This is a genomic window from Couchioplanes caeruleus (genome assembly GCF_023499255.1).
In the GTDB taxonomy this organism is placed as follows: Bacteria; Actinomycetota; Actinomycetes; order Mycobacteriales; family Micromonosporaceae; genus Actinoplanes; species Actinoplanes caeruleus_A.
The window spans coordinates 2,881,771-2,900,538 of the sequence record NZ_CP092183.1; the positions used below are offsets into that span (position 1 = coordinate 2,881,771).

An 18,768-nucleotide genomic window follows, 5' to 3' on the forward strand; every position below is an offset into this window, starting at 1 on the left:
ATGTTCACGTTTTGGGTCGACAAACCCTGGTATTGATGACGGATGGATGTCATCGGAGCGGGATTCGGTCGGACCGGCACTCTCAGCCTCAAGAACGCCGTCGAGCGGCTCGGCTTCGGGCCGTGCATGCACATGACGTCGATGTTCGAAGCGCCGGAGCGCGCCGGGCTGTTCATGCGGGCCGTCGAGGGGGATCCCGCCGCGCTGGCCGCCGCGATGGCCGGCTTCCGGTCCACCGTGGACTGGCCGGGCGCGTATTTCTGGCGGCAGCTGACGGCCGACCACCCGGACGCCAAGGTGATCCTGACCGTGCGAGAGCCGGGCGCGTGGTACGAGAGCGCCCGGAAGACGATCTTCCAGGCGGCGACCGTCGCCCGGCAGGGTGGCGCCACGCCCGCCGGCGCGGTGGTCGACATGATCGACGCGCTGGTCTGGCAGGGCACGTTCGGCGGCGGCTTCGCCGACCGCGAGCGGGCGATCCGGATCTTCGAGGAGCACAACGCCGCCGTACGCCGCGAGGTGCCCGCGCACCGGCTCCTCGAGTTCCAGGTGAGTCAGGGCTGGGAGCCGCTCTGCGCCTTCCTCGGCGTGCCGGTCCCGGAGGAGCCGTTCCCGCGCACCAACGACAGCGCGGAGTTCCAGGCCCGGATCGAGGCCGCACGCGGCTGACCCACGACGTCCGGCAGCCGGAACAGCGGCCGGCCCGCCGAGGGAGAGCGCCGGCCTGCTCCGGGGGAGAGCGCCGTCCTGCGCCGGGGGAGAGCGCCGTCCTGCGCCGGGGGAGAGCGCCGTCCTGCGCCGGGGGAGAGCGCCGTCCTGCGCCGGGGGAGAGCGCCGGCCTGCGCCGGGGGAAAGCGCGGGTCCGCCCCGCAGGAAAGGGGCTGGACCGCCCGAGGAAGAGCGGCGGCCCGCGGAGCAAAGGGGCCGGCCGGCCCGCAGGGAAGCGGTCGGCCGGCGGGCGCAGAAGGCCGGCGGCCGGGCGGACAGGAGAAAGGGCGGTCAGTCGACGGGCAGGACGTCCGGTCCGGCGTTCTTCAACGACCGCGTCAGCGTGCGCTCCGCGAAGTAGATGAAGCAGCGCACCCGCCGCTCACCCGCCAGCCACTCCGTGCGCGTCGGGTTGTAGGAGATCCAGCCGCTGCGATACTGCATGTCCGGATCGTCCGGCAGATCGGCGAAGCGGGCGATCACGCTGCGGCAGCCCGCCGCGCTGCGGGCCGTGCCGGCTTCGAGCTCCGCGTACGACGTGTCCGGCGCCTGCCAGAGGCCGGCGAACTCGGCGCGGTGCCTGCTGGTGCAGCGTACGGGCTTCATCTCGGTGACCGTCTCGCCCTTGACCGACGGGGCGAAGCAGCCCAGCCGCAGCGGGGACGGGCCGGTGAGTTCCCCCTTGAGGGTTTCCGCGCGGCCGCTCTGGCCGTACCCGTCGAGATCCGACTGGGTGACGTCGCAGCGGAACCAGCGCGCGCCGCCGGACCAGGCGTGGCGGGTCGGCCACACCACGTGGACCGCGAGGCGGGCGGCTCGCCACTGGCCGCCCAGGAAGGCCACCGCCTCGTCCGCGCATTCGCGGTAGGCCGCCTTCGCCCCGGCCGTGCCCGCGGCCGGTGGCACGTCGGCGTCGGCGGCGGTGCCGACCGCGTACGTCTCGCTGACGTGCACCTGGTCGCAGGAGAGCGGGCGGTAGTCGGCGGCCGTCTCGGTCTGGGTGAGGCTCGCGTGGCAGAAGCCCGGCTGCGGGCGGAACGGCGCGGGCGCCGACGGCAGCGCCCAGCCGTCGGTCAGGTCGCCGTCGGTGCCGTCCGGGGGCGCGGCCGTGCAGCCGGCGGCGAGAAACACCACCAGCAGGTACGCGAACCGCCGCATGCCAGCCTCCCCGGGAGAACTCCATGAGTATCCCGGCCCCCGTACGTGAGGCCATACACTTCACCGGTGGAGTCATCGCCGATCACCGCCCCCAGCAGCGCCGCCCCCAGCATCATCGCCCCCAGCATCCTCGCCGCGGACTTCGCGCACCTCGCCGACGCGGTGCGTGCCATCGAGGGGGCGGCCGACTGGGTGCACGTGGACGTCATGGACAACCATTTCGTGCCGAACCTGACCATCGGCCTGCCCGTGGTGCAGAGCCTGCGCAAGGCGACGGCCATCCCGTTCGACGTGCACCTGATGATCACCGACCCGGAGCGCTGGGCGCCCGGGTATGCGGAGGCCGGCGCGTACAACGTGACGTTCCACGCCGAGGCCTGCGAGAACCCGGTGGCGCTGGCGAAGACGCTGCGGGCGGCCGGGGCGAAGGCGGGGCTGGCGATCGACCGGGACACGCCCGTGGAGCCGTACCTGGAGCTCCTGCCCTACGTGGACACCCTGCTGATCATGACGATCAAGGCCGGTTTCGGCGGTCAGAAGTTCCTGCCGGAGATGCTGGACAAGGTCCGCGACGTGCGGCGCCGGATCTCCGCGAAGGACCTGCAGGTGCGCCTGGAGGTGGACGGCGGCATCGCGGCCGACACGATCGAGCAGGCCGCGGCGGCCGGCGCCGACGCCTTCGTGGCCGGCACCGCGGTGTACGGCGCCGAGGACCCCGCGGAGGCGGTCCGCAAGCTGCGGGCCCTCGCCGAGCGATCCCTGGCCCACTCATGAGCACCGGGGTCGTCCGCCGCGCCGGTGAGGGGCCGGGCAGCGAGCCCGAGGAGAAGCGCGACCTGATCATGGTCGTGGACGACGACGCCGACATCGCCGGGTTCGTCGCCTTCAACCTCGAGGTGCACGGCTTCGACGTGGTCCGCGCCCGCAACGGCCAGGAGGCGCTGGAGCTGATGGAGACCCGCCGCCCCGACCTGGCGGTGGTGGACTGGATGATGCCGCAGATGGACGGCGTCGAGCTGACCCGCCGGCTGCGCGCGGAGCCGCTCACCTCGGCGCTCCCGGTGATCATGCTGACCGCCAAGGGCATGACCGTGGACAAGGTCGTCGGCCTCACCGCCGGCGTCGACGACTACCTGGTGAAGCCGTTCGACACCGCGGAGCTCATCGCCCGGGTCTCCTCGACGCTGCGGCGCAACAAGGAGTTCCGCGAGGTGTCGCCGCTGACCGGCCTGCCCGGCAACGCCCGCGTCACCCGCGAGATCGTGGACCGGATGAAGGCGAGCGGCGACTTCTCCGTCGGCTACGTCGACATCGACCGGTTCAAGCCGGTCAACGACGTGTACGGGTTCGACCGCGGCGACGAGTTCATCACCGTGCTGGCGCGCAGCCTGCACCGGGCCGCGGCCGCCGCCGGGCGCCCGCCGGTGTTCCTGGGCCACATCGGCGGCGACGACTTCGTGTTCATCTGCCACCCCGACCAGGTGCTGCCGCTGACCAAGCACATGGTCACCGACTTCGAGGCCTCAGCCGACCAGTTGTACGACCCGGAGGACGCCCAGCGCGGCTACATCGAGGTGCCGGACCGCCGCGGCGGCAAGCAGCGGGCCGCCCTGGTCACCCTGTCGATCGGCGTCGCGCAGTCGATCTCGGGCGGCCGCCTGTACGACGATCACCGTGCGGTCGTCGCGGTCGCGTCGGAGATGAAGAAGGTGGCCAAGAGCCAGCCCGGCTCGTACGTGGCGATCGACCGCCGGCGCAGCGACTCCGACCTGGACGACGAGCCCACCCTCTGACGCCGCGTGTCGGTGTTGTGACGTGGGTCGCCCGGCAGGTGGCAGATCGCGCGAGACGTGGAAGACTGGCCGGTGACCCACCACGCGCTGGCGGGACTCGGTGAAATTCCGAACCGGCGGTGATCCTTCCCTGACGGGAGGGTAAGCCCGCGACCCGGACGTCGACCTTCGGCGGCCGGTGGACCTGGTGAGACTCCGGGGCCGACGGTTGATCGACCGGCACACGCCGATCGGTCAGACAGTCCGGATGGGAGACAGCGCGCGGGAACAGGACCGAGGTGTCCCGGGGTCGGCCCGCCCGGGCTCAGCGCCGTGGGCATGCCGACGCCGCCGCCTTGCCCGGGGCGCGCGAAGCGTACCCTGATGTCCGGTTTCCGGCTTGTTTCCCTCACCTTCCGGCGCGTGACCGTACCGCGTCAGGGAAGGGCAGAGAGATGGTCACCGAGGACGAGGCGATGCGCCGCGCGATCGCGCTTGCCGCCCGGGGCCTCGGCACCACCAGCCCCAACCCGGTCGTCGGCTGCCTGCTGCTCAGCGCCGGCGGCGAGGTGGTCGGCGAGGGCTTCCACGCGTACGCGGGCGGCCCGCACGCCGAGATCGTGGCGCTGGCCCAGGCCGGCGACCGCGCCCGCGGCGGGACGGCGGTGGTCACGCTCGAGCCCTGCAACCACACCGGGCGTACCGGGCCGTGCGCCCAGGCCCTGATCGCCGCCGGCATCACCCGGGTGGTCATCGCCGTCGACGACCCGACGCCCGTCGCGGCCGGGGGCGCCGCGACGCTGCGGGCCGCCGGGGTGGAGATCGAGACGGGGGTACGCCGGCAGGAGGCCGAGGCGGGCAACGTCGCCTGGCTGACCGCCGTACGCCGGAGCCGCCCGTACGTGACGTGGAAGTACGCGGCCACCCTCGACGGGCGCTCGGCGGCGGCCGACGGCACCAGCATGTGGATCACCTCGGAGCCGGCCCGCGCCGACGTGCACCGGCTGCGCAGCACCGTCGACGCCATCGTCGCGGGGGTCGGCACGGTGCTCGCCGACGACCCCCAGCTCACCGTCCGGGACCTGCGCGACGGCAGCCTCGCGATCAAGCAGCCGCTGCGGGTGGTGGTCGACTCCTCCGGCCGTACCCCCGCGAAAGCGCGCGTGCGCGACGCCGCCGCGGAGAGCTGGATCGCGACGGCGGCCGCGGTCGGCGCCGGACCCGACGGCCACGTCGACCTGTCCGCCCTGCTGCGCGAGCTGTACGCCCGCGGCGTGCGCGCGGCCCTGCTGGAGGGCGGCCCGACGCTGGCGGGCGCGTTCCTCGCGGCCGGCCTGGTCGACCGGGTGGTCGGCTACGTGGCGCCCAAGCTGCTCGGTGCGGGCCGCACGGCGCTTGTCGACGCCGGCGTCACCACGATCGCCGAGGCGATCGACCTGGACCTGATCGAAGTCACGCAGATCGGCCCCGACCTGCGTTTTGTTGCATCGCTGCGGCCCAAGCCATCCGACCACCCCACCCACCACCCACAAGCGGAACGAGGCAGAGTCTGATGTTCACGGGGATTGTTGAAGAACTGGGTGAGATCGTCCGCCTGACCGACGCGGGAGGCGACTCGGCGCTCATCGCCGTCCGCGGACCGCTCGTCACGTCGGACGCGCGGCACGGTGACTCCATCGCCGTCAACGGGGTCTGCCTGACGGTGATCGACGCCGGGGACGGCGTCTTCACCGCCGACGTCATGGGGGAGACCCTCAAGCGGTCCTCGCTCGGCGCGCTGCGCGAGGGCAGCCCGGTCAACCTCGAGCGGGCCGCGACGGTCGGTTCGCGCCTCGGCGGGCATCTCGTGCAGGGCCACGTCGACGGGGTCGCCACGATCCTGTCCCGCGAGCCCGCCGAGCAGTGGGAGGTGCTGCGCTTCTCGCTGCCGGCCGAGCTGTCGCGCTACGTGGTGGAGAAGGGCTCGATCACCGTCGACGGCGTCTCGCTGACCGTCATGGCGGTCTCCGCCGACTCGTTCGCGGTCGGGCTGATCCCCACCACGCTGAAACTCACCGTCCTCGGCGCCAAGGGCCCCGGCGATCCGGTGAACCTCGAGGTCGACGTCATCGCCAAGTACGTCGAGAAGATGCTGGGAGACCGCAATGCTCGCTGATGTGCGCCGGGCCGTGGCCGACATCGCCGCCGGCCGTCCCGTGATCGTGGTCGACGACGAGGACCGCGAGAACGAGGGCGATCTGATCTTCGCCGCCGAGCACGCCACACCCGAACTGGTCGCGTTCATGGTGCGGTACACCTCCGGCTACATCTGCGTGCCGCTGACCGAACAGGAGGCGGACCGGCTGGACCTGCCACCGATGTTCCACACCAACCAGGACCGGCGCGGGACGGCGTACGCGGTGACCGTGGACGCCGCCGCGGGCATCTCCACCGGCATCTCGGCCGCCGACCGGGCGCACACGATCCGGCTGCTGGCGGGCGCGGACACCAAGCCGACCGACCTGTCCCGGCCGGGGCACGTGGTGCCGCTGCGCGCCAAGCCCGGTGGCGTGCTGCGCCGGCCCGGGCACACCGAGGCCGCGATCGACCTGGCCGTGCTGGCGGGGCTGCGGCCGGCCGGGGCGATCTGCGAGATGGTCAACGACGACGGCACGATGATGCGCCTGCCCGATCTGGAGAAGTTCGGCGCCGAACACGACCTGGCGGTGATCAGCATCGAGCAGCTGATCGCGTATCGGCGGCGGCACGAGCAGCAGGTCGAGCGGGTCGTCGAGACCCGGCTGCCCACCGAGCACGGCGACTTCACGGCGGTCGGCTACCGCGCGGCCGTCGACGGCGCCGAGCACGTCGCCCTGGTGTACGGCGACCTCGGCGACGGCGAGGACGTGCTGGTCCGCGTCCATTCGGAGTGCCTCACCGGCGACGTCTTCGCGTCCGTACGCTGCGACTGCGGCCCCCAGCTCGACGCCGCCCTGGAACGGGTGGCGCTGGCCGGGCGGGGAGTGGTGCTGTACATGCGCGGGCACGAGGGGCGCGGGATCGGGCTGCTGCACAAGCTGCAGGCGTACCAGTTGCAGGACCGCGGCCTGGACACCGTCGACGCCAACCTTGAGCTGGGCCTGCCCGCCGACGCCCGCGACTACGGCACCGGCGCGCAGATCCTGTACGACCTCGGCGTGCGCTCGATGCGCCTGCTCACCAACAACCCGGCCAAGCGCGCCGGGCTGGAGGGGTACGGGCTGACGATCACCGGGCGGGAGGCGCTGCCCGTGCGGCTGCACCCGGAGAACGTGCGCTACCTGCGGACCAAGCGCGACCGCATGGGTCATCTGTTCGAGGCGTTGGGCTGATCCGGCCTCGCCCGGCATGGGAACATCGTGAAAAAGGGGGCATCATGGCCGGTTTCGGGGATCCGCACCTGAACACCGTCGACGCCGCCGGGCTCAAGCTCGGCATCGTCGGCTCGCGCTGGCACGCCGACCTGGTCGACCACATGGTCGACCGGGCGCAGGCGGCCGCGAAGGCGTGTGGCGTGGACGAGGTCATCGTGACCCGGGTAGCGGGCTCGGTCGAGCTGCCGATCGTGGCGCAGGCGCTGGCGAAGAAGTGCGACGCCGTGGTGGCCCTCGGCGTGGTCATCCGCGGCGAGACCGCGCACTTCGACTACGTCTGCGACTCGGTCACCGCGGGCCTGACCCGGGTGGCGCTGGACGCCGGGACGCCGGTGGCGCACGGGGTGCTCACGGTGGAGAGCCTGGGTCAGGCCAAGGACCGCGCCGGCCTGGAGGACTCGATCGAGGACAAGGGCTGGCAGAGCACGGTCGCCGTGCTGGACGCCGTGCTCGCCATCCGCCACGTGGAGAAGAGTTGAAGAGCTAAAGCCGTCCCGCTTCGATGATGCGGGCCAGGAACTGGCGGGTCCGCGGCTCCACCGGGTCGCCCAGCACCTGCGACGGCGGCCCGGACTCGAGCACGCGGCCGCCGTCGAGGAAGACGACCCGGTCCGCGACCTGACGGGCGAAGCCCATCTCGTGGGTGGCCAGGACCATCGTCATGCCCTCCTCCTTGAGGCCGCGGATCATCGTCAGCACCTCGCCGACCAGTTCCGGGTCGAGCGCCGAGGTGACCTCGTCGAGCAGCAGCAGGCGCGGACTGTTCACCAGCGCCCGGACGATCGCGACGCGCTGCTGCTGGCCACCGGAGAGCCGGTCGGGGTAGCTGTCCGCCTTGTCGGCGAGGCCGAGCCGGGTCAGCCATTCCATCGCCTGGTCACGTACGTCGGCCGCCGCGCGCTTGTGCACCTTGGCGGGCGCCAGCGTGATGTTGCGCAGCACGGTCATGTGCGGGAACAGGTTGTACGCCTGGAACACCATGCCGATGCGGCGGCGGACCAGGTCCGGGTTCACCCGCGGGTCGGTGATGTCCTCGCCGTCGAGCCGGATGGTGCCGTCGTCCACGCCGGTGAGCAGGCTGACGCAGCGCAGCAACGTGGACTTGCCCGAGCCGGACGCGCCGATCAGCGCCACCACCTCGTGCTCGCCCACGTCGAGGGACAGGTCGTCGAGGACGACCTGCGACCCGAACACCTTGCGCACGTTCTCGCACGACAGCAGCATCATGACCCCGCGGACTGGCGGCGGGCTGCGCGCAGCGTCACCCAGTCGGTGACGCCGATGAGCGGCAGGGCGAGCAGGACGAACAGCACCCCGGCCACGATGTACGGCGTGAAGTTGGCGTCCTGGGCGGTGGCGATCTGAGCCGCGCGTACGGCGTCGATCGGGCCCGCGAGCGACACCAGCCCCACGTCCTTCTGCAGCGCGACGGTGTCGTTGAGCAGGGGCGGGGCGACGCGGCGCACAGCCTGCGGCAGGACCACGTGCCGCATCGTCTGCCGGTACGTGAGCCCGAGCGAGCGCGCGGCGGCCAGCTGGCTGGGGTGCACCGACTCGATGCCGGCCCGGAACACCTCGGCCAGGTACGCCCCGTACGTGATCACCAGCGCCGCCCCGCCGAGCACCAGCACCGACGGCATCCCCTGCAGCCGCAGGCCGGGCACGCCGAGGGTGCACACGTACAGCACGATGATCAGCGGGAGGCCGCGGAACGCGTACGTGTATCCCGTCGCCAGCGCGCGCACCGGGAAGAAGACCGGTCCGCGCAGCGTGCGCAGCACCGCGACCAGCAGGCCGAGCGCGAGCGCGGCGGCGGCGCAGACGACCAGCAGCCGGATGTTCAGCCAGAGACCCTCGAGGATGTCGGGCAGGTACTTGCGGGCGATGCCGGCGTCGAAGAAGGACGACTTCACGCGGTCCCAGCCCGGCGCCCCGGTGACCGCGAACGCCAGGGCGGCGCCGACGGCCGCGGTGGACAACGCCGCCAGCAGCACCGAGCGGATCGTCTGCCGTCGCCGGTAGGCGATCCGCCCGAGCTGGACGTCGCTGGGCCGATGGAGCTCGGGCCGGTGGAGCTCGGCGGTCACGAAAGCTCGGGGGCCCCGCCGCTGCCGGCGAGCCAGGTCTTCTCCAGTACCGCGAGGGTGCCGTCCTGACGCAGCTGGTCGACGGCCGCGCTCACGCACGGGGTCAGCTTGGAGCCGAGGTCGAGCACCATGCCGAACTGTTCGGGTACGCCCACCTGCGGCAGCTGACCGACGATGACGCCGTCGTCCAGCTCCGCCGCGGTCATGTAGAACGCGGTCGGCAGGTCCACCACGATGCCGTCGACCTGCTTGTTCTCGAGCGCCTTCTTGGCGTCGTCGTTGTTGTTGAAGACCTGCGGCTGCGCGTCCGGCTTGATCAGCTCGGTGATCGCCTGGTAGCTGGTCGTGCCGACCTGGGCGCCGAGCTTGGCGCCCTTGAGCTCGGCCAGCGTCTTCGCGCCGGCGATCTTCGAGCCCTTGGTCGTGATCACGGTCTGCCGCACGAGGTAGTACGGCGACGAGAAATCGACCGCCTTGCGCCGCTCGGGCGTGATGGAGAACTGGTTGATGTCGACGTCGAACGTCTTCGGGCCCGGGGCGATCGCGTTGTTGAACGTCACCTGGGTCCAGACCACATTCGGCGCCGGGTAGCCGAGGCGCTCGGCCACCTGGTACGCCACCGCGGACTCGAAGCCCTTGCCGTTGGCGGGCTTGTTGTCGCTGAACCACGGCTCGTACGCCGGGTTGTCGGTGCCGATCGTGAGCTTGCCCGGCGTCATCGTGTCGAGGGCGCCCGGGGCGCAGGCCGCGCTGGAGGCGGACGCGGAGCCGCTCGCGGCGGGGGTGCCCTGCTCGTCCGCGGGCGCGCAGGCGGCGAGCGTGACGGCGAGCACAGCGGCGCCGCCGAGCGCGGCGAAGGTGTTTCTGCTGACCATGACGCGCAGGCTAACCCACGTCCCAAGAGATGGGGCCGTCCGTCGTCATCGGTTAATGAGCTGCAACAATTCCCTCCCGTGAAGACGTTCGAAGAGTTGTTCGCCGAGCTTCAGGCGAAGGCGGTGCAGCGGCCCGAGGGCTCGGGCACCGTCGCGGCGCTGGACAAGGGCGTGCACTTCATCGGGAAGAAGGTCGTCGAGGAAGCAGCCGAGTCGTGGATGGCGGCCGAGCACGAGGGCCCCGACCGCGCCGCCGAGGAGATCTCGCAGCTGCTCTACCAGGCACAAGTCCTGATGATCGCCACCGGTCTCGAGCTGAAGGACGTCTACCGACATCTCTGACGTGCCCTCTCGCCCCCATCGAGCCTCGTCGAAGGAGCACGTCCATGCTGCGCATCGCCGTACCCAACAAGGGAACCCTGTCCGCACCGTCCGCCCAGATGCTGCGCGACGCTGGTTACCGCCAGCGCACCGACCCGAAGGACCTCGTCTGCCGTGACGAGGACAACAATGTCGAGTTCTTCTACCTGCGTCCCCGGGACATCGCCACGTACGTCGCCTCCGGTGATCTGGATCTCGGTATCACCGGGCGGGATCTGCTGGTGGACTCGGCCGTACCCGCTCAGGAGCTGCTCGACCTGAGCTTCGGCGGGGCCACGTTCCGCTGGGCCGCGCCGGCCGGGACGCTGGAGTCTGCCGCCGAGATCGGCGGCCGGCGCATCGCCACCGCGTACCCGGGGGTGGTGGAGCGGTATCTCGCCGAGCACGACCTGAAGGCCGACGTGGTCCGCCTCGACGGGGCGGTGGAGAACGCCGTACGCCTCGGGGTCGCGGACCTGATCGCCGACGTCGTCGAGACCGGCACCACGCTGCGCCAGGCGGGGCTGGTCACGGTCGGGGAGCCGCTGCTGCGCTCGTCGGCCATCCTGATCGGCCGGCACAACGACACCGCCGAGGCCAAGACGTCGCAGCTCATCCGGCGGCTGCAGGGCGTCCTGGTGGCCCGCAGCTACGTGATGCTGGCGTACGACGTCCGCGCCGACCTGCTGGAGAACGCGACCGCGCTGACCCCGGGCATCGAGTCGCCGACCGTCTCGCCGCTGCACCGCGAGGGCTGGGTGGCGGTGCAGGCGATGGTCCGGCGCGCGGAGGTGCACCGGATCATGGACGAGCTGTACGAGCTCGGCGCCCGCGCCATCCTGGTCACCGACATCTCCAACTGCCGGCTGTAGTGGCAGAGTTATGAGCGTGACTACTCCGACCCGTGACGCCGTCGAGTTCCGCCCGCGGCGCATCCGCTGGGTGGCCGGCATCTCGGCCGCCGCCGTGGTGATCCTCTTCACCGCGCTCAGCTTCGGCCTGCACGGCGCGACGGGCGACGGCATGGGCCAGTTCGAGCGGGGCGACCAGACGGCCATGATCGGCCTGGGCCTCCTCGCCGCCGCGGGCATCCTCGCCTTCACCCGGCCCCGGGTCCGCGCGGACGCGGAGCACGTACGGATCCGCAACGTCATCGGTAACTTCGATCTGCCCTGGTCGGCGGTGCGGGCGGTGCGCTTCGACCGCAACGCCGCCTGGGCGATGCTGGAGCTGCACGACGACGAGACCGTCCCGGTGCACGCCCTCCAGGCGGCCGACAAGGAATACGCCGTCGAGGGTGTCCGTGCACTGCGGGCCCTTCATTCGGCAGCGTCTTCCTGAGCTGGTAGACTTCGCCGCAGTCGACCACGCCTGCCCTCCTGACCCTCGGGTCCGGTGGCCGCGGGCGCGAAAGAGGAGCCCGCTGGTTCCCACCCGAGTCGCCTCCCGCGTTCGCGCGGGACGGTGTCCGGGTCCGGTCAACCGGCCCGGGGAATACCCCGGTGCCGGTGTGCGTCCTCATGGACGCCGATGACCGGTCGAGCGGGCCCTGGCATGCGCCGGGGCCTTCTGCTTTCCCGTCGCCTCGTGACACGAGGGCGGCGCGAGGCCGACCGACATTGGCAGACAGCGCCCGGCACGTGCCGGACGCGAGCAGATCGTTCTGAGGAGGCCACATCAGCGTCGAACCACGCGTGAACGAGCAGATCCGGGCACGGGAAGTCCGGCTGGTCGGACCTGAGGGTGAGCAGGTGGGCATCGTCCCGCTCGAGCGCGCCCTGCAGCTGGCCGCGGACGTCGACCTGGACCTGGTCGAGGTGGCGCCGATGGCGCGCCCGCCGGTGTGCAAGCTCATGGACTTCGGCAAGTTCAAGTACGAGAGTGCACTCAAGGCGCGCGAAGCCCGGCGCAACCAGCAACAGACCGTCATCAAGGAAATGAAGCTGCGGCCGAAGATCGACCCGCACGACTACGAGACCAAGAAGGGTCACGTGGTGCGGTTCCTCAAGGCGGGCGACAAGGTCAAGGTGACGATCATGTTCCGCGGCCGTGAGCAGAGCCGTCCGGAGCTGGGCTTCCGGCTCCTGCGCCGGCTCAGCGAGGAAATCTCGGAGCTCGGCTTCGTCGAGGCCAGTCCCAAGCAGGACGGCCGCAACATGATCATGGTGCTGGCGCCTCACCGGGCCACCAAGGCGGCCGCCGCGGCCACGATCGCGGCCAACGCCCGCCCGCCGCGGGAACCGCGCGAGGAAGACGGTGCCGAGGCACCGCCGGCCGAAGCCCCCGCCGACACCACCGCAGAGTGATGGAATCCCCGGGGTCCTCCGGCCTCGGGGAGCAGAGAGAGTAGGCGTTCAAGTGCCGAAGATGAAGAGCCACACCGGCATGGGTAAGCGGGTGAAGCTCACCGGCAAGGGCAAGATCGTCCGCGAGCAGGCCGGCAAGCGGCACCTGCTGGAGGGCAAGTCCTCCCACGTCACGCGCCGGATGACCGGCACCGTCGTGGTCGCCAAGGCCGACGTGAAGCGCGTGAAGAAGTTGCTCGGCCGCTGACGCGAGCCACACCCGTTCCCCTGTTAGGAGTACCGAAATGGCACGCGTCAAGCGGGCAGTGAACGCCCAGAAGAAGCGTCGCACGTTGCTGGAGACTGCCAGCGGCTATCGCGGACAGCGCTCGCGCCTGTACCGCAAGGCCAAGGAGCAGGTGCTGCACTCGATGCAGTACGCGTACCGCGACCGCCGTGACCGCAAGGGCGACTTCCGCCAGCTGTGGATCACGCGCATCAACGCGGGCGCCCGGGCCAACGGCCTGACCTACAACCGCCTCATCCAGGGCCTCAAGCTGGCCGGCGTCGAGGTGGACCGCAAGATCCTGGCCGACATGGCCGTCAACGACGCCGCCTCGTTCGCGGCGATCGTCGAGATCGCTCGCGCCGCCGTGGCGGCCGAGGGCACGGGCGGCGCCGCCGCCCAGGCTGCCTGAGCAAGTCCTCGTCGGGGCGTCTTCCGGTTCGTCCGGGAGGCGCCCCGATGCTGTGCCCACCGGAGGAAGCGTGACGTTCACCCCCCGTACCCCGAGGGTTGTCGCGGCCCGGCGCCTTCAGCGCCGCCGCGACCGCGACCAGACCGGCCGCTTCCTCGCCGAGGGACCGCAGGCCGTGCGCTCGGCCCTGGCCGCGGGGGTCGTCCTCGAGCTGTTCGGTACGGACGCAGCCCTCACCCGCCACGGCGATCTCGCGATGCAGGCGCCCGTCGTGTCCCCGGTGACCGAGGAAGGACTCGCCGCGCTCGCCGAGACCGTCCAGCCGCAGGGCCTCGTCGCGGTGTGCGAGCAGGTCGACGTGCCGCTGTCCGGCGCCCTGGCCAAGAAACCCCGGCTGGTGGCGGTCGCGGCGGAGATCCGCGACCCGGGCAACGCGGGTACGGTCCTGCGCACCGCCGACGCCGCCGGGGCCGGAGCCCTGGTGTTCGCCGGCGACGCGGTGGACCCGTACAACGGGAAGTGTGTGCGTTCCTCGGCCGGAAGTCTGTTCAACGTGGACGTGGTCCGGTCGCCGCTGACCGTCGCCGGCGACCTGCGCGCCGCCGGGCTGCAGGTGCTGGCCACCACCGGGTACGGCGACAGCGACCTCGACGACCTCCTCGACGACGGCACCCTCGCCGCCCCCACGGCCTGGCTCTTCGGTTCCGAGGCGCACGGGCTCCCCGACGACCTGTTGAAGGCGGCGGACCGGCGGGTGCGCGTACCCATCTACGGCGGCGCCGAGAGCCTTAACCTGGCTGCCGCGGCGGCCGTCTGCTTGTATGCTTCGGCCAGAGCGCAACGCTCCCCGAGGAGACCGTCATGAGTCGGATGTTTACCCAGCCCGCTGGTCGCGGGCGCGTGGGCTGACTGGTCTCACCCTCAACTCCCCGACCGGCGGGCGGCGGCGAAGCCGCACGTCCGTAGACTGATCTACCCGAGTCGCCCACTCGCGGCCCTCGCTGCGCTCGGTGCACTCGGTCCCGACGAGCCGATGGCTCATCCGGTGTGAGGGAGTTCGCCCGACCATGTCCTACCGCAACGATCCGTACGATCCGAAGCAGGCAGCCCTGCTCGCCCCCGAGGCCCTCGAGGCCGCGGTCGCCGAGGCCGAGAAGGCGTTCGCCGCGGCGGCCGACCTCGACGCGCTCGGCGCGCTCAAGCCCGCCCACCTGGGCGATCGCTCGCCGGTGTCGCTGGCCCGGCGCGAGATCGGCTCGCTGCCGCCGGCCGCCAAGTCCGACGCCGGCAAGCGCGTCAACGTGGCGCGGCAGTCCATCCAGGGCGCGTACGACGCCCGCCTCGCCGAGCTGGAGCTCGAGCGGGCCGCCCGGGTGCTGGTCGAGGAGCGCGTCGACGTCACCCTGCCGTGGGACCGCCGCCCGCGCGGCGCCCGGCACCCGCTGACCACGCTCATGGAGCACATGGCCGACCTGTTCATCGGCATGGGCTACGACGTCGTCGAGGGGCCCGAGCTCGAGCTCGAATGGGCGAACTTCGACGCGCTCAACATCGGCCCGGACCACCCCGCGCGCGGGCTCATGGACACGTTCTACGTGGACCTGCCCGGCCTGGTGATGCGGACGCACACGTCCCCCGGCCAGGTGCGCACTATGCTGACCCGGCAACCGCCGATCTACGTGGTCAGCCCGGGGCGGGCGTACCGGACGGACGACCTGGACGCCACGCACAGCCCGGTGTTCCACCAGATCGAGGGCCTCGTCGTCGACGAGGGCATCACCATGGCCCACCTCAAGGGCACGCTCGACCACTTCGCCCGTGCGATGTTCGGTCCGGACGCGCGCACCCGCTGGCGCCCGCACTACTTCCCGTTCACCGAGCCGTCCGCGGAGTTCGACGTCTGGTTCGCCCAGCACCGCGACGGCCCGCGCTGGGTCGAGTGGGGCGGCTGCGGCATGGTCAACCCGCGGGTGCTCACCGCCTGCGGCATCGACCCGGAGCGCTACTCCGGCTTCGCGTTCGGCATGGGCGTCGAGCGCACGCTGATGTTCCGCAACGGCGTGAGCGACATGCACGACATGGTGGAGGGTGACGTCCGGTTCACCCGCAACTTCGGTATGGCGGTCTGATCATGAAGCTGTCCCTGTCCTGGCTGCGCGAGTACGTCGAGCTGCCGGCGCCCGTCGACGCCGCCGAGCTCGAGCGCAAGCTGGTCGACCTCGGCATCGAGGTGGAGTCCGTCGTCGACCAGGCCGCCACGATCAAGGGCGACCTGGTCGTCGGCCGGGTGCTCGAGATCGAGGAGCTGACCGGCTTCAAGAAGCCCATCCGCTTCTGCCGCGTCGACGTCGGCAACGCGGCGGCGCAGGAGATCGTCTGCGGCGCCCGCAACTTCGCGGTGGGCGACCTGGTGGTCGTCATCCTGCCCGGCGGCGAGCTGCCCGGCGGTTTCACGATCGGCGCGCGCAAGACGTACGGGCGCAACTCCAACGGCATGATCTGCTCCGCCGCCGAGCTGGGCCTCAGCGGCGACCACTCGGGCATCATCGTGCTCCCGCCGGAGACCGCTGCGCCCGGCACCGACGCGCGTCCCGTGGTCGGGCTCGACGACGTCATCGTCGACGTGGAGATCACCCCGGACCGCGGCTACCAGATGAGCGTCCGGGGCATCGCCCGCGAGCTGTCGTACGCGTACGCCGCCGCGTACACCGACCCGGGTTCCGCCGCGGCGCCGGCCGGCACCGCGGAGGTGCCGTACGAGATCCGCATCGAGGACACGGTCGGCTGCGACCGCTTCGCGGCGCGGGTGGTCCGCGGCATCGACCCGTCGGCGCCGTCGCCGGAGTGGATGCAGCGCCGGCTCATCGCGGCGGGCATCCGGTCGATCTCGCTCGCCGTCGACATCACCAACTACCTGATGCTCGAGCTCGGGCAGCCCATGCACGTGTTCGACCTCAACCTGCTGCGCGGCGGGCTGGTCGTGCGCCGGGCCCGCCCGGGGGAGAAGCTGACCACCCTGGACGGTGTCGCGCGGGTGCTCGACGCCGAGGACATGGTGATCTGCGACGACTCCGGCCCGATCTCGCTCGCCGCGGTCATGGGCGGCGAGACCAGCGAGGTGCAGCCGGACACCGTGGACGTGCTGCTCGAGGCGGCCCACTGGGACCCGGTGATGGTCGGGCGCACGGCCCGGCGGCACAAGCTGTTCAGCGAGGCCGCCAAGCGGTGGGAGCGCGGTGTCGACCCGCAGCTGCCGCTGGTCGCGCTGCAGCGGGCCGTCGAGCTGCTCACCACGCACGCGGGCGGCACGGTCGACGAGCGGATCCTCGACATCGACCACGTCGTCCCGCCCGCCCCGGTGCCGCTGCCCGGCAACCTCGCGAGCCGGCGCATCGGCGTGGCGTACCCGGTGGAGCAGGTCACCGAGCTGCTCGGCCAGGTCGGCTGCGCTGTCAAGGGCGTCGAGCCGCTCGAGGTCACCCCGCCGTCGTGGCGGCCCGACCTGCTCGCCCCCATCGACCTGGTCGAGGAGGTGGCGCGGCTCGGCGGCTACGACGCGATCCCCAGCGTGCTGCCCCCGGCCCGCGGCGGTCGCGGCCTGACGCCGGAACAGGTCCGGCGGCGTGCGATCGGGGTCGCCCTGGCCGAGAACGGGTACGTCGAGGTGCTCTCGTACCCGTTCATGACGCCGGCCGCGGCCGACACGCTCGGCCTGCCCGCCGACGACCCGCGCCGCAGCGCGGTCCGCCTGGCGAACCCGCTGTCCGAACAGGAGCCGCTGCTGCGTACCACGCTGCTGCCGCCGCTGCTCGCGACGCTGAAGCGCAACCTCGGCCGCGGCGAGCGCGACCTGGCGATCTACGAGACGGGTACGGTGTTCCTGCCGCACCTGGCCACCACGGCCCCGCCCGTGCTGGGCGTCGACCACGGCCCGTCCGAGGAGGACTGGACCGCGGCCAACGCGATCGTGCCGGAGCAGCCGTGGCACCTCGCGGCGGCGCTGACCGGCGACGTCACCCCGGCCGGCTGGTGGGGCGAGGGACGGCCGGCCACCTGGGCCGACGCGGTCGAGGCGGCCCGCGTCGCGCTCGCGGCGGCGGGCATGACCCCGGACCGCGTCACCGTCCGGGCGGCGGACCACGCCCCCTGGCACCCGGGCCGCTGCGCGGCGATCTCGGTCGACGGCATCCTGGTCGGCCACGCCGGCGAGCTCCACCCCTCGGTGCTCTCGGCGCTCGACCTGCCGAAGCGCACCTGCGCGATGGAGATCGACCTCGACGCGATCCCCGCCCGCCCGGTCACCATGGCCGCGGCCATCTCCACGTTCCCGCCGGCCCTGATCGACGTCGCCCTCGTCGTCGGCGCGGCGGTCCCGGCGGCGGACGTCGAGGCGGCGCTGGTCGCGGGCGCGGGAGAGCTGCTCGAGTCGGTGCGGCTCTTCGACGTGTACGCGTCGGAGCAGTTGGGCGAGGGGCTGAAGAGCCTCGCGTACAAGCTGATCTTCCGCGCGCCGGACCGCACGCTCACCGTCGAGGAAGCGGTGGCCGCCCGGGACGCGGCGGTGGCTTCGGCGGCGGCCCGTACGGGCGCGGTGCTGCGCGGGGCGTGAGAGCGCGAACGGCCGGGTCTCGCTCGACGAGGCCCGGCCAGTGCGTCAGCCGACCTCGACCGGGGTTCCGGAGGTCGGGAAGCCGAACAGCTCGGCCGCGTTGCCGCCGCGGGCGAACAGCTCGTAACAGGCCCGTCCGCCCCAGCCGGAGCTGCCCGGCGCGAAGGACACCGTCCCGGCCGGGACCGTGAAGACGCCGTCGCTGACCATCGCCTCCACCTCGGCGCCGGCGATGCGGACGCGGACCGTCGTGCCGGTGTCGGCGGGGGCGTCGTACCAGCTGGTCTTGAGGTTGCCGTAGCCGTCGGTGTAGACCACCGCGCGCTCCGGGACGCTCGCCACGGTCACCGGGTCGCCGAGCAACCCGTCGTCGCCCCTGACCAGGCCCGCCACCGCGCCGGGGAACACGTCCCGGGACCGGAACTGCGACCCGGCGTCCGCCACGTTCACCGCGTGCAGCGGCACCCCCTCGGCGGCCAGGAACGACAGGCTCGCGCCCGCGGCCACCCCGACCACGAGCACGCCGGAGTCGAGCCGGGCGGCCACGAGCCGCTCACCGGCGTTGTCCTCGCGCGGCTCGCCCTCGTCCTGCCGGGGTGCCACGTTCGCGTAGATCACCCGGTCGGCCGGCCCGTCGCCGAAGGCCAGCTGCGCCACGCAGAACCCGGCGCTGACCGTGTCGAACGGCGGCACCGGGATGGCGGCGACGTCCGCCTCGGGCAGAAGCTGGGCGAACCTCTGCCGCACCTCGGCGAACGCGAGATCCCCGATGCCGTAGTCGGCCACCACCGTCAGAAGCATGCCTCCAACCTACGGACTCCGGC

21 protein-coding genes and 1 riboswitch are annotated in these 18,768 nt (G+C 72.2%); of the genes, 16 read left to right on the forward strand and 5 right to left on the reverse strand.

Features of this window, described 5'->3' with window-relative positions:
• The first annotated feature begins 42 nt into the window (after positions 1-42).
• Entirely contained in the window at positions 43-669 is a 627-nt protein-coding gene (locus tag COUCH_RS13490; RefSeq protein WP_249612418.1) for a sulfotransferase family protein, read from the forward strand.
• 330 nt (positions 670-999) lie between these two features.
• Here COUCH_RS13490 and COUCH_RS13495 read toward each other — a convergent pair whose 3' ends face one another.
• The gene (locus tag COUCH_RS13495; protein WP_249612419.1) at positions 1,000-1,866 is read right to left on the reverse strand and encodes a septum formation family protein; all 867 of its coding nucleotides are present in this window, start codon (positions 1,864-1,866) and stop codon (positions 1,000-1,002) included.
• 66 nt (positions 1,867-1,932) lie between these two features.
• Between COUCH_RS13495 and rpe the strand changes: the two genes are divergently transcribed.
• The 6 genes from rpe (at position 1,933) to ribH (ending at position 7,509) form a co-directional block, all read left to right on the forward strand.
• The gene (gene rpe, locus COUCH_RS13500) at positions 1,933-2,640 is read left to right on the forward strand and encodes a ribulose-phosphate 3-epimerase (protein WP_430640929.1); all 708 of its coding nucleotides are present in this window, start codon (positions 1,933-1,935) and stop codon (positions 2,638-2,640) included.
• A complete protein-coding gene (locus COUCH_RS13505; protein ID WP_249612420.1) occupies positions 2,637-3,659 on the forward strand; it encodes a GGDEF domain-containing response regulator in 1,023 nt (340 codons plus the stop codon). The genes rpe and COUCH_RS13505 overlap by 4 nt, the downstream gene beginning before the upstream one ends.
• Before the next feature lie 82 nt (positions 3,660-3,741).
• A riboswitch (FMN riboswitch) is annotated at positions 3,742-3,922 on the forward strand.
• Between the two features lie 171 nt (positions 3,923-4,093).
• Complete coding sequence (gene ribD, locus COUCH_RS13510) at positions 4,094-5,191, forward strand: bifunctional diaminohydroxyphosphoribosylaminopyrimidine deaminase/5-amino-6-(5-phosphoribosylamino)uracil reductase RibD (RefSeq protein WP_249612421.1); 1,098 nt, start codon at positions 4,094-4,096, stop codon at positions 5,189-5,191.
• Positions 5,191-5,793, forward strand: coding sequence for a riboflavin synthase (locus COUCH_RS13515; RefSeq protein ID WP_249612422.1), 603 nt, complete (start codon positions 5,191-5,193; stop codon positions 5,791-5,793). Before ribD ends, COUCH_RS13515 begins: the two co-directional genes overlap by 1 nt.
• On the forward strand, positions 5,783-6,988 hold the full coding sequence (locus tag COUCH_RS13520; RefSeq protein ID WP_249612423.1) for a bifunctional 3,4-dihydroxy-2-butanone-4-phosphate synthase/GTP cyclohydrolase II: 1,206 nt from the start codon (positions 5,783-5,785) through the stop codon (positions 6,986-6,988). Before COUCH_RS13515 ends, COUCH_RS13520 begins: the two co-directional genes overlap by 11 nt.
• A gap of 44 nt (positions 6,989-7,032) precedes the next feature.
• Positions 7,033-7,509: a 6,7-dimethyl-8-ribityllumazine synthase gene (ribH, locus tag COUCH_RS13525; RefSeq protein ID WP_199513497.1), complete on the forward strand. Its 477-nt coding sequence runs from the start codon at positions 7,033-7,035 to the stop codon at positions 7,507-7,509.
• 4 nt (positions 7,510-7,513) lie between these two features.
• Here ribH and COUCH_RS13530 read toward each other — a convergent pair whose 3' ends face one another.
• Genes COUCH_RS13530 through COUCH_RS13540 form a run of 3 tightly spaced genes read right to left on the reverse strand, consistent with a single transcriptional unit; the run spans position 7,514 to position 9,992 of the window.
• Complete coding sequence (locus tag COUCH_RS13530; protein ID WP_249613692.1) at positions 7,514-8,254, reverse strand: amino acid ABC transporter ATP-binding protein; 741 nt, start codon at positions 8,252-8,254, stop codon at positions 7,514-7,516.
• Positions 8,254-9,117 (reverse strand): amino acid ABC transporter permease, encoded by an 864-nt coding sequence (locus COUCH_RS13535; protein ID WP_249612424.1) that lies wholly within the window; start codon positions 9,115-9,117, stop codon positions 8,254-8,256. The genes COUCH_RS13530 and COUCH_RS13535 overlap by 1 nt, the downstream gene beginning before the upstream one ends.
• A complete protein-coding gene (locus tag COUCH_RS13540; protein ID WP_249612425.1) occupies positions 9,114-9,992 on the reverse strand; it encodes an ABC transporter substrate-binding protein in 879 nt (292 codons plus the stop codon). Before COUCH_RS13540 ends, COUCH_RS13535 begins: the two co-directional genes overlap by 4 nt.
• A gap of 78 nt (positions 9,993-10,070) precedes the next feature.
• On the opposite strand from COUCH_RS13540, the gene COUCH_RS13545 reads away from it, so the two are divergent.
• The 9 genes from COUCH_RS13545 to pheT all read left to right on the forward strand — a co-directional run bounded on the left by COUCH_RS13545 (position 10,071) and on the right by pheT (position 17,944).
• Positions 10,071-10,334 (forward strand): phosphoribosyl-ATP diphosphatase, encoded by a 264-nt coding sequence (locus tag COUCH_RS13545; protein ID WP_199513494.1) that lies wholly within the window; start codon positions 10,071-10,073, stop codon positions 10,332-10,334.
• A 44-nt stretch (positions 10,335-10,378) separates the two neighbouring features.
• The gene (hisG, locus tag COUCH_RS13550; RefSeq protein ID WP_249612426.1) at positions 10,379-11,224 is read left to right on the forward strand and encodes an ATP phosphoribosyltransferase; all 846 of its coding nucleotides are present in this window, start codon (positions 10,379-10,381) and stop codon (positions 11,222-11,224) included.
• Between the two features lie 10 nt (positions 11,225-11,234).
• Positions 11,235-11,693 carry a PH domain-containing protein gene (locus COUCH_RS13555; RefSeq protein WP_249612427.1) on the forward strand — a complete coding sequence of 153 codons (459 nt, stop codon included), beginning with the start codon at positions 11,235-11,237 and terminating at the stop codon, positions 11,691-11,693.
• 353 nt (positions 11,694-12,046) lie between these two features.
• Positions 12,047-12,658 (forward strand): translation initiation factor IF-3, encoded by a 612-nt coding sequence (gene infC, locus COUCH_RS13560; RefSeq protein ID WP_249612428.1) that lies wholly within the window; start codon positions 12,047-12,049, stop codon positions 12,656-12,658.
• A 52-nt stretch (positions 12,659-12,710) separates the two neighbouring features.
• The gene (gene rpmI, locus COUCH_RS13565; protein WP_199513490.1) at positions 12,711-12,905 is read left to right on the forward strand and encodes a 50S ribosomal protein L35; all 195 of its coding nucleotides are present in this window, start codon (positions 12,711-12,713) and stop codon (positions 12,903-12,905) included.
• Positions 12,906-12,942: 37 nt separating this feature from the next.
• Positions 12,943-13,335 carry a 50S ribosomal protein L20 gene (rplT, locus tag COUCH_RS13570; protein ID WP_184991627.1) on the forward strand — a complete coding sequence of 131 codons (393 nt, stop codon included), beginning with the start codon at positions 12,943-12,945 and terminating at the stop codon, positions 13,333-13,335.
• A 70-nt stretch (positions 13,336-13,405) separates the two neighbouring features.
• Positions 13,406-14,200 carry a TrmH family RNA methyltransferase gene (locus COUCH_RS13575; RefSeq protein WP_249612429.1) on the forward strand — a complete coding sequence of 265 codons (795 nt, stop codon included), beginning with the start codon at positions 13,406-13,408 and terminating at the stop codon, positions 14,198-14,200.
• A 202-nt stretch (positions 14,201-14,402) separates the two neighbouring features.
• Entirely contained in the window at positions 14,403-15,464 is a 1,062-nt protein-coding gene (gene pheS / locus COUCH_RS13580) for a phenylalanine--tRNA ligase subunit alpha (RefSeq protein ID WP_249612430.1), read from the forward strand.
• A 2-nt stretch (positions 15,465-15,466) separates the two neighbouring features.
• Positions 15,467-17,944, forward strand: coding sequence for a phenylalanine--tRNA ligase subunit beta (pheT, locus tag COUCH_RS13585; RefSeq protein WP_249612431.1), 2,478 nt, complete (start codon positions 15,467-15,469; stop codon positions 17,942-17,944).
• A gap of 45 nt (positions 17,945-17,989) precedes the next feature.
• Here the strand turns inward: pheT and COUCH_RS13590 are convergent, their stop codons facing one another.
• Positions 17,990-18,745 (reverse strand): SAM hydrolase/SAM-dependent halogenase family protein, encoded by a 756-nt coding sequence (locus COUCH_RS13590; RefSeq protein WP_249612432.1) that lies wholly within the window; start codon positions 18,743-18,745, stop codon positions 17,990-17,992.
• Positions 18,746-18,768: the final 23 nt, after the last annotated feature.

Coding starts and splice junctions, on each gene's coding strand:
- COUCH_RS13530 (WP_249613692.1), bottom strand. CDS start 8,254: ATGCTGCTGTCGTGCGAGAACGTGCGCAAGGTGTTCGGGTCGCAGGTC.
- COUCH_RS13590 (WP_249612432.1), bottom strand. CDS start 18,745: ATGCTTCTGACGGTGGTGGCCGACTACGGCATCGGGGATCTCGCGTTC.
- COUCH_RS13540 (WP_249612425.1), bottom strand. CDS start 9,992: ATGGTCAGCAGAAACACCTTCGCCGCGCTCGGCGGCGCCGCTGTGCTC.
- COUCH_RS13505 (WP_249612420.1), top strand. CDS start 2,637: ATGAGCACCGGGGTCGTCCGCCGCGCCGGTGAGGGGCCGGGCAGCGAG.
- COUCH_RS13515 (WP_249612422.1), top strand. CDS start 5,191: ATGTTCACGGGGATTGTTGAAGAACTGGGTGAGATCGTCCGCCTGACC.
- COUCH_RS13490 (WP_249612418.1), top strand. CDS start 43: ATGGATGTCATCGGAGCGGGATTCGGTCGGACCGGCACTCTCAGCCTC.
- COUCH_RS13555 (WP_249612427.1), top strand. CDS start 11,235: ATGAGCGTGACTACTCCGACCCGTGACGCCGTCGAGTTCCGCCCGCGG.
- pheS (WP_249612430.1), top strand. CDS start 14,403: ATGTCCTACCGCAACGATCCGTACGATCCGAAGCAGGCAGCCCTGCTC.
- hisG (WP_249612426.1), top strand. CDS start 10,379: ATGCTGCGCATCGCCGTACCCAACAAGGGAACCCTGTCCGCACCGTCC.
- COUCH_RS13520 (WP_249612423.1), top strand. CDS start 5,783: ATGCTCGCTGATGTGCGCCGGGCCGTGGCCGACATCGCCGCCGGCCGT.
- pheT (WP_249612431.1), top strand. CDS start 15,467: ATGAAGCTGTCCCTGTCCTGGCTGCGCGAGTACGTCGAGCTGCCGGCG.
- rplT (WP_184991627.1), top strand. CDS start 12,943: ATGGCACGCGTCAAGCGGGCAGTGAACGCCCAGAAGAAGCGTCGCACG.
- ribD (WP_249612421.1), top strand. CDS start 4,094: ATGGTCACCGAGGACGAGGCGATGCGCCGCGCGATCGCGCTTGCCGCC.
- ribH (WP_199513497.1), top strand. CDS start 7,033: ATGGCCGGTTTCGGGGATCCGCACCTGAACACCGTCGACGCCGCCGGG.
- COUCH_RS13495 (WP_249612419.1), bottom strand. CDS start 1,866: ATGCGGCGGTTCGCGTACCTGCTGGTGGTGTTTCTCGCCGCCGGCTGC.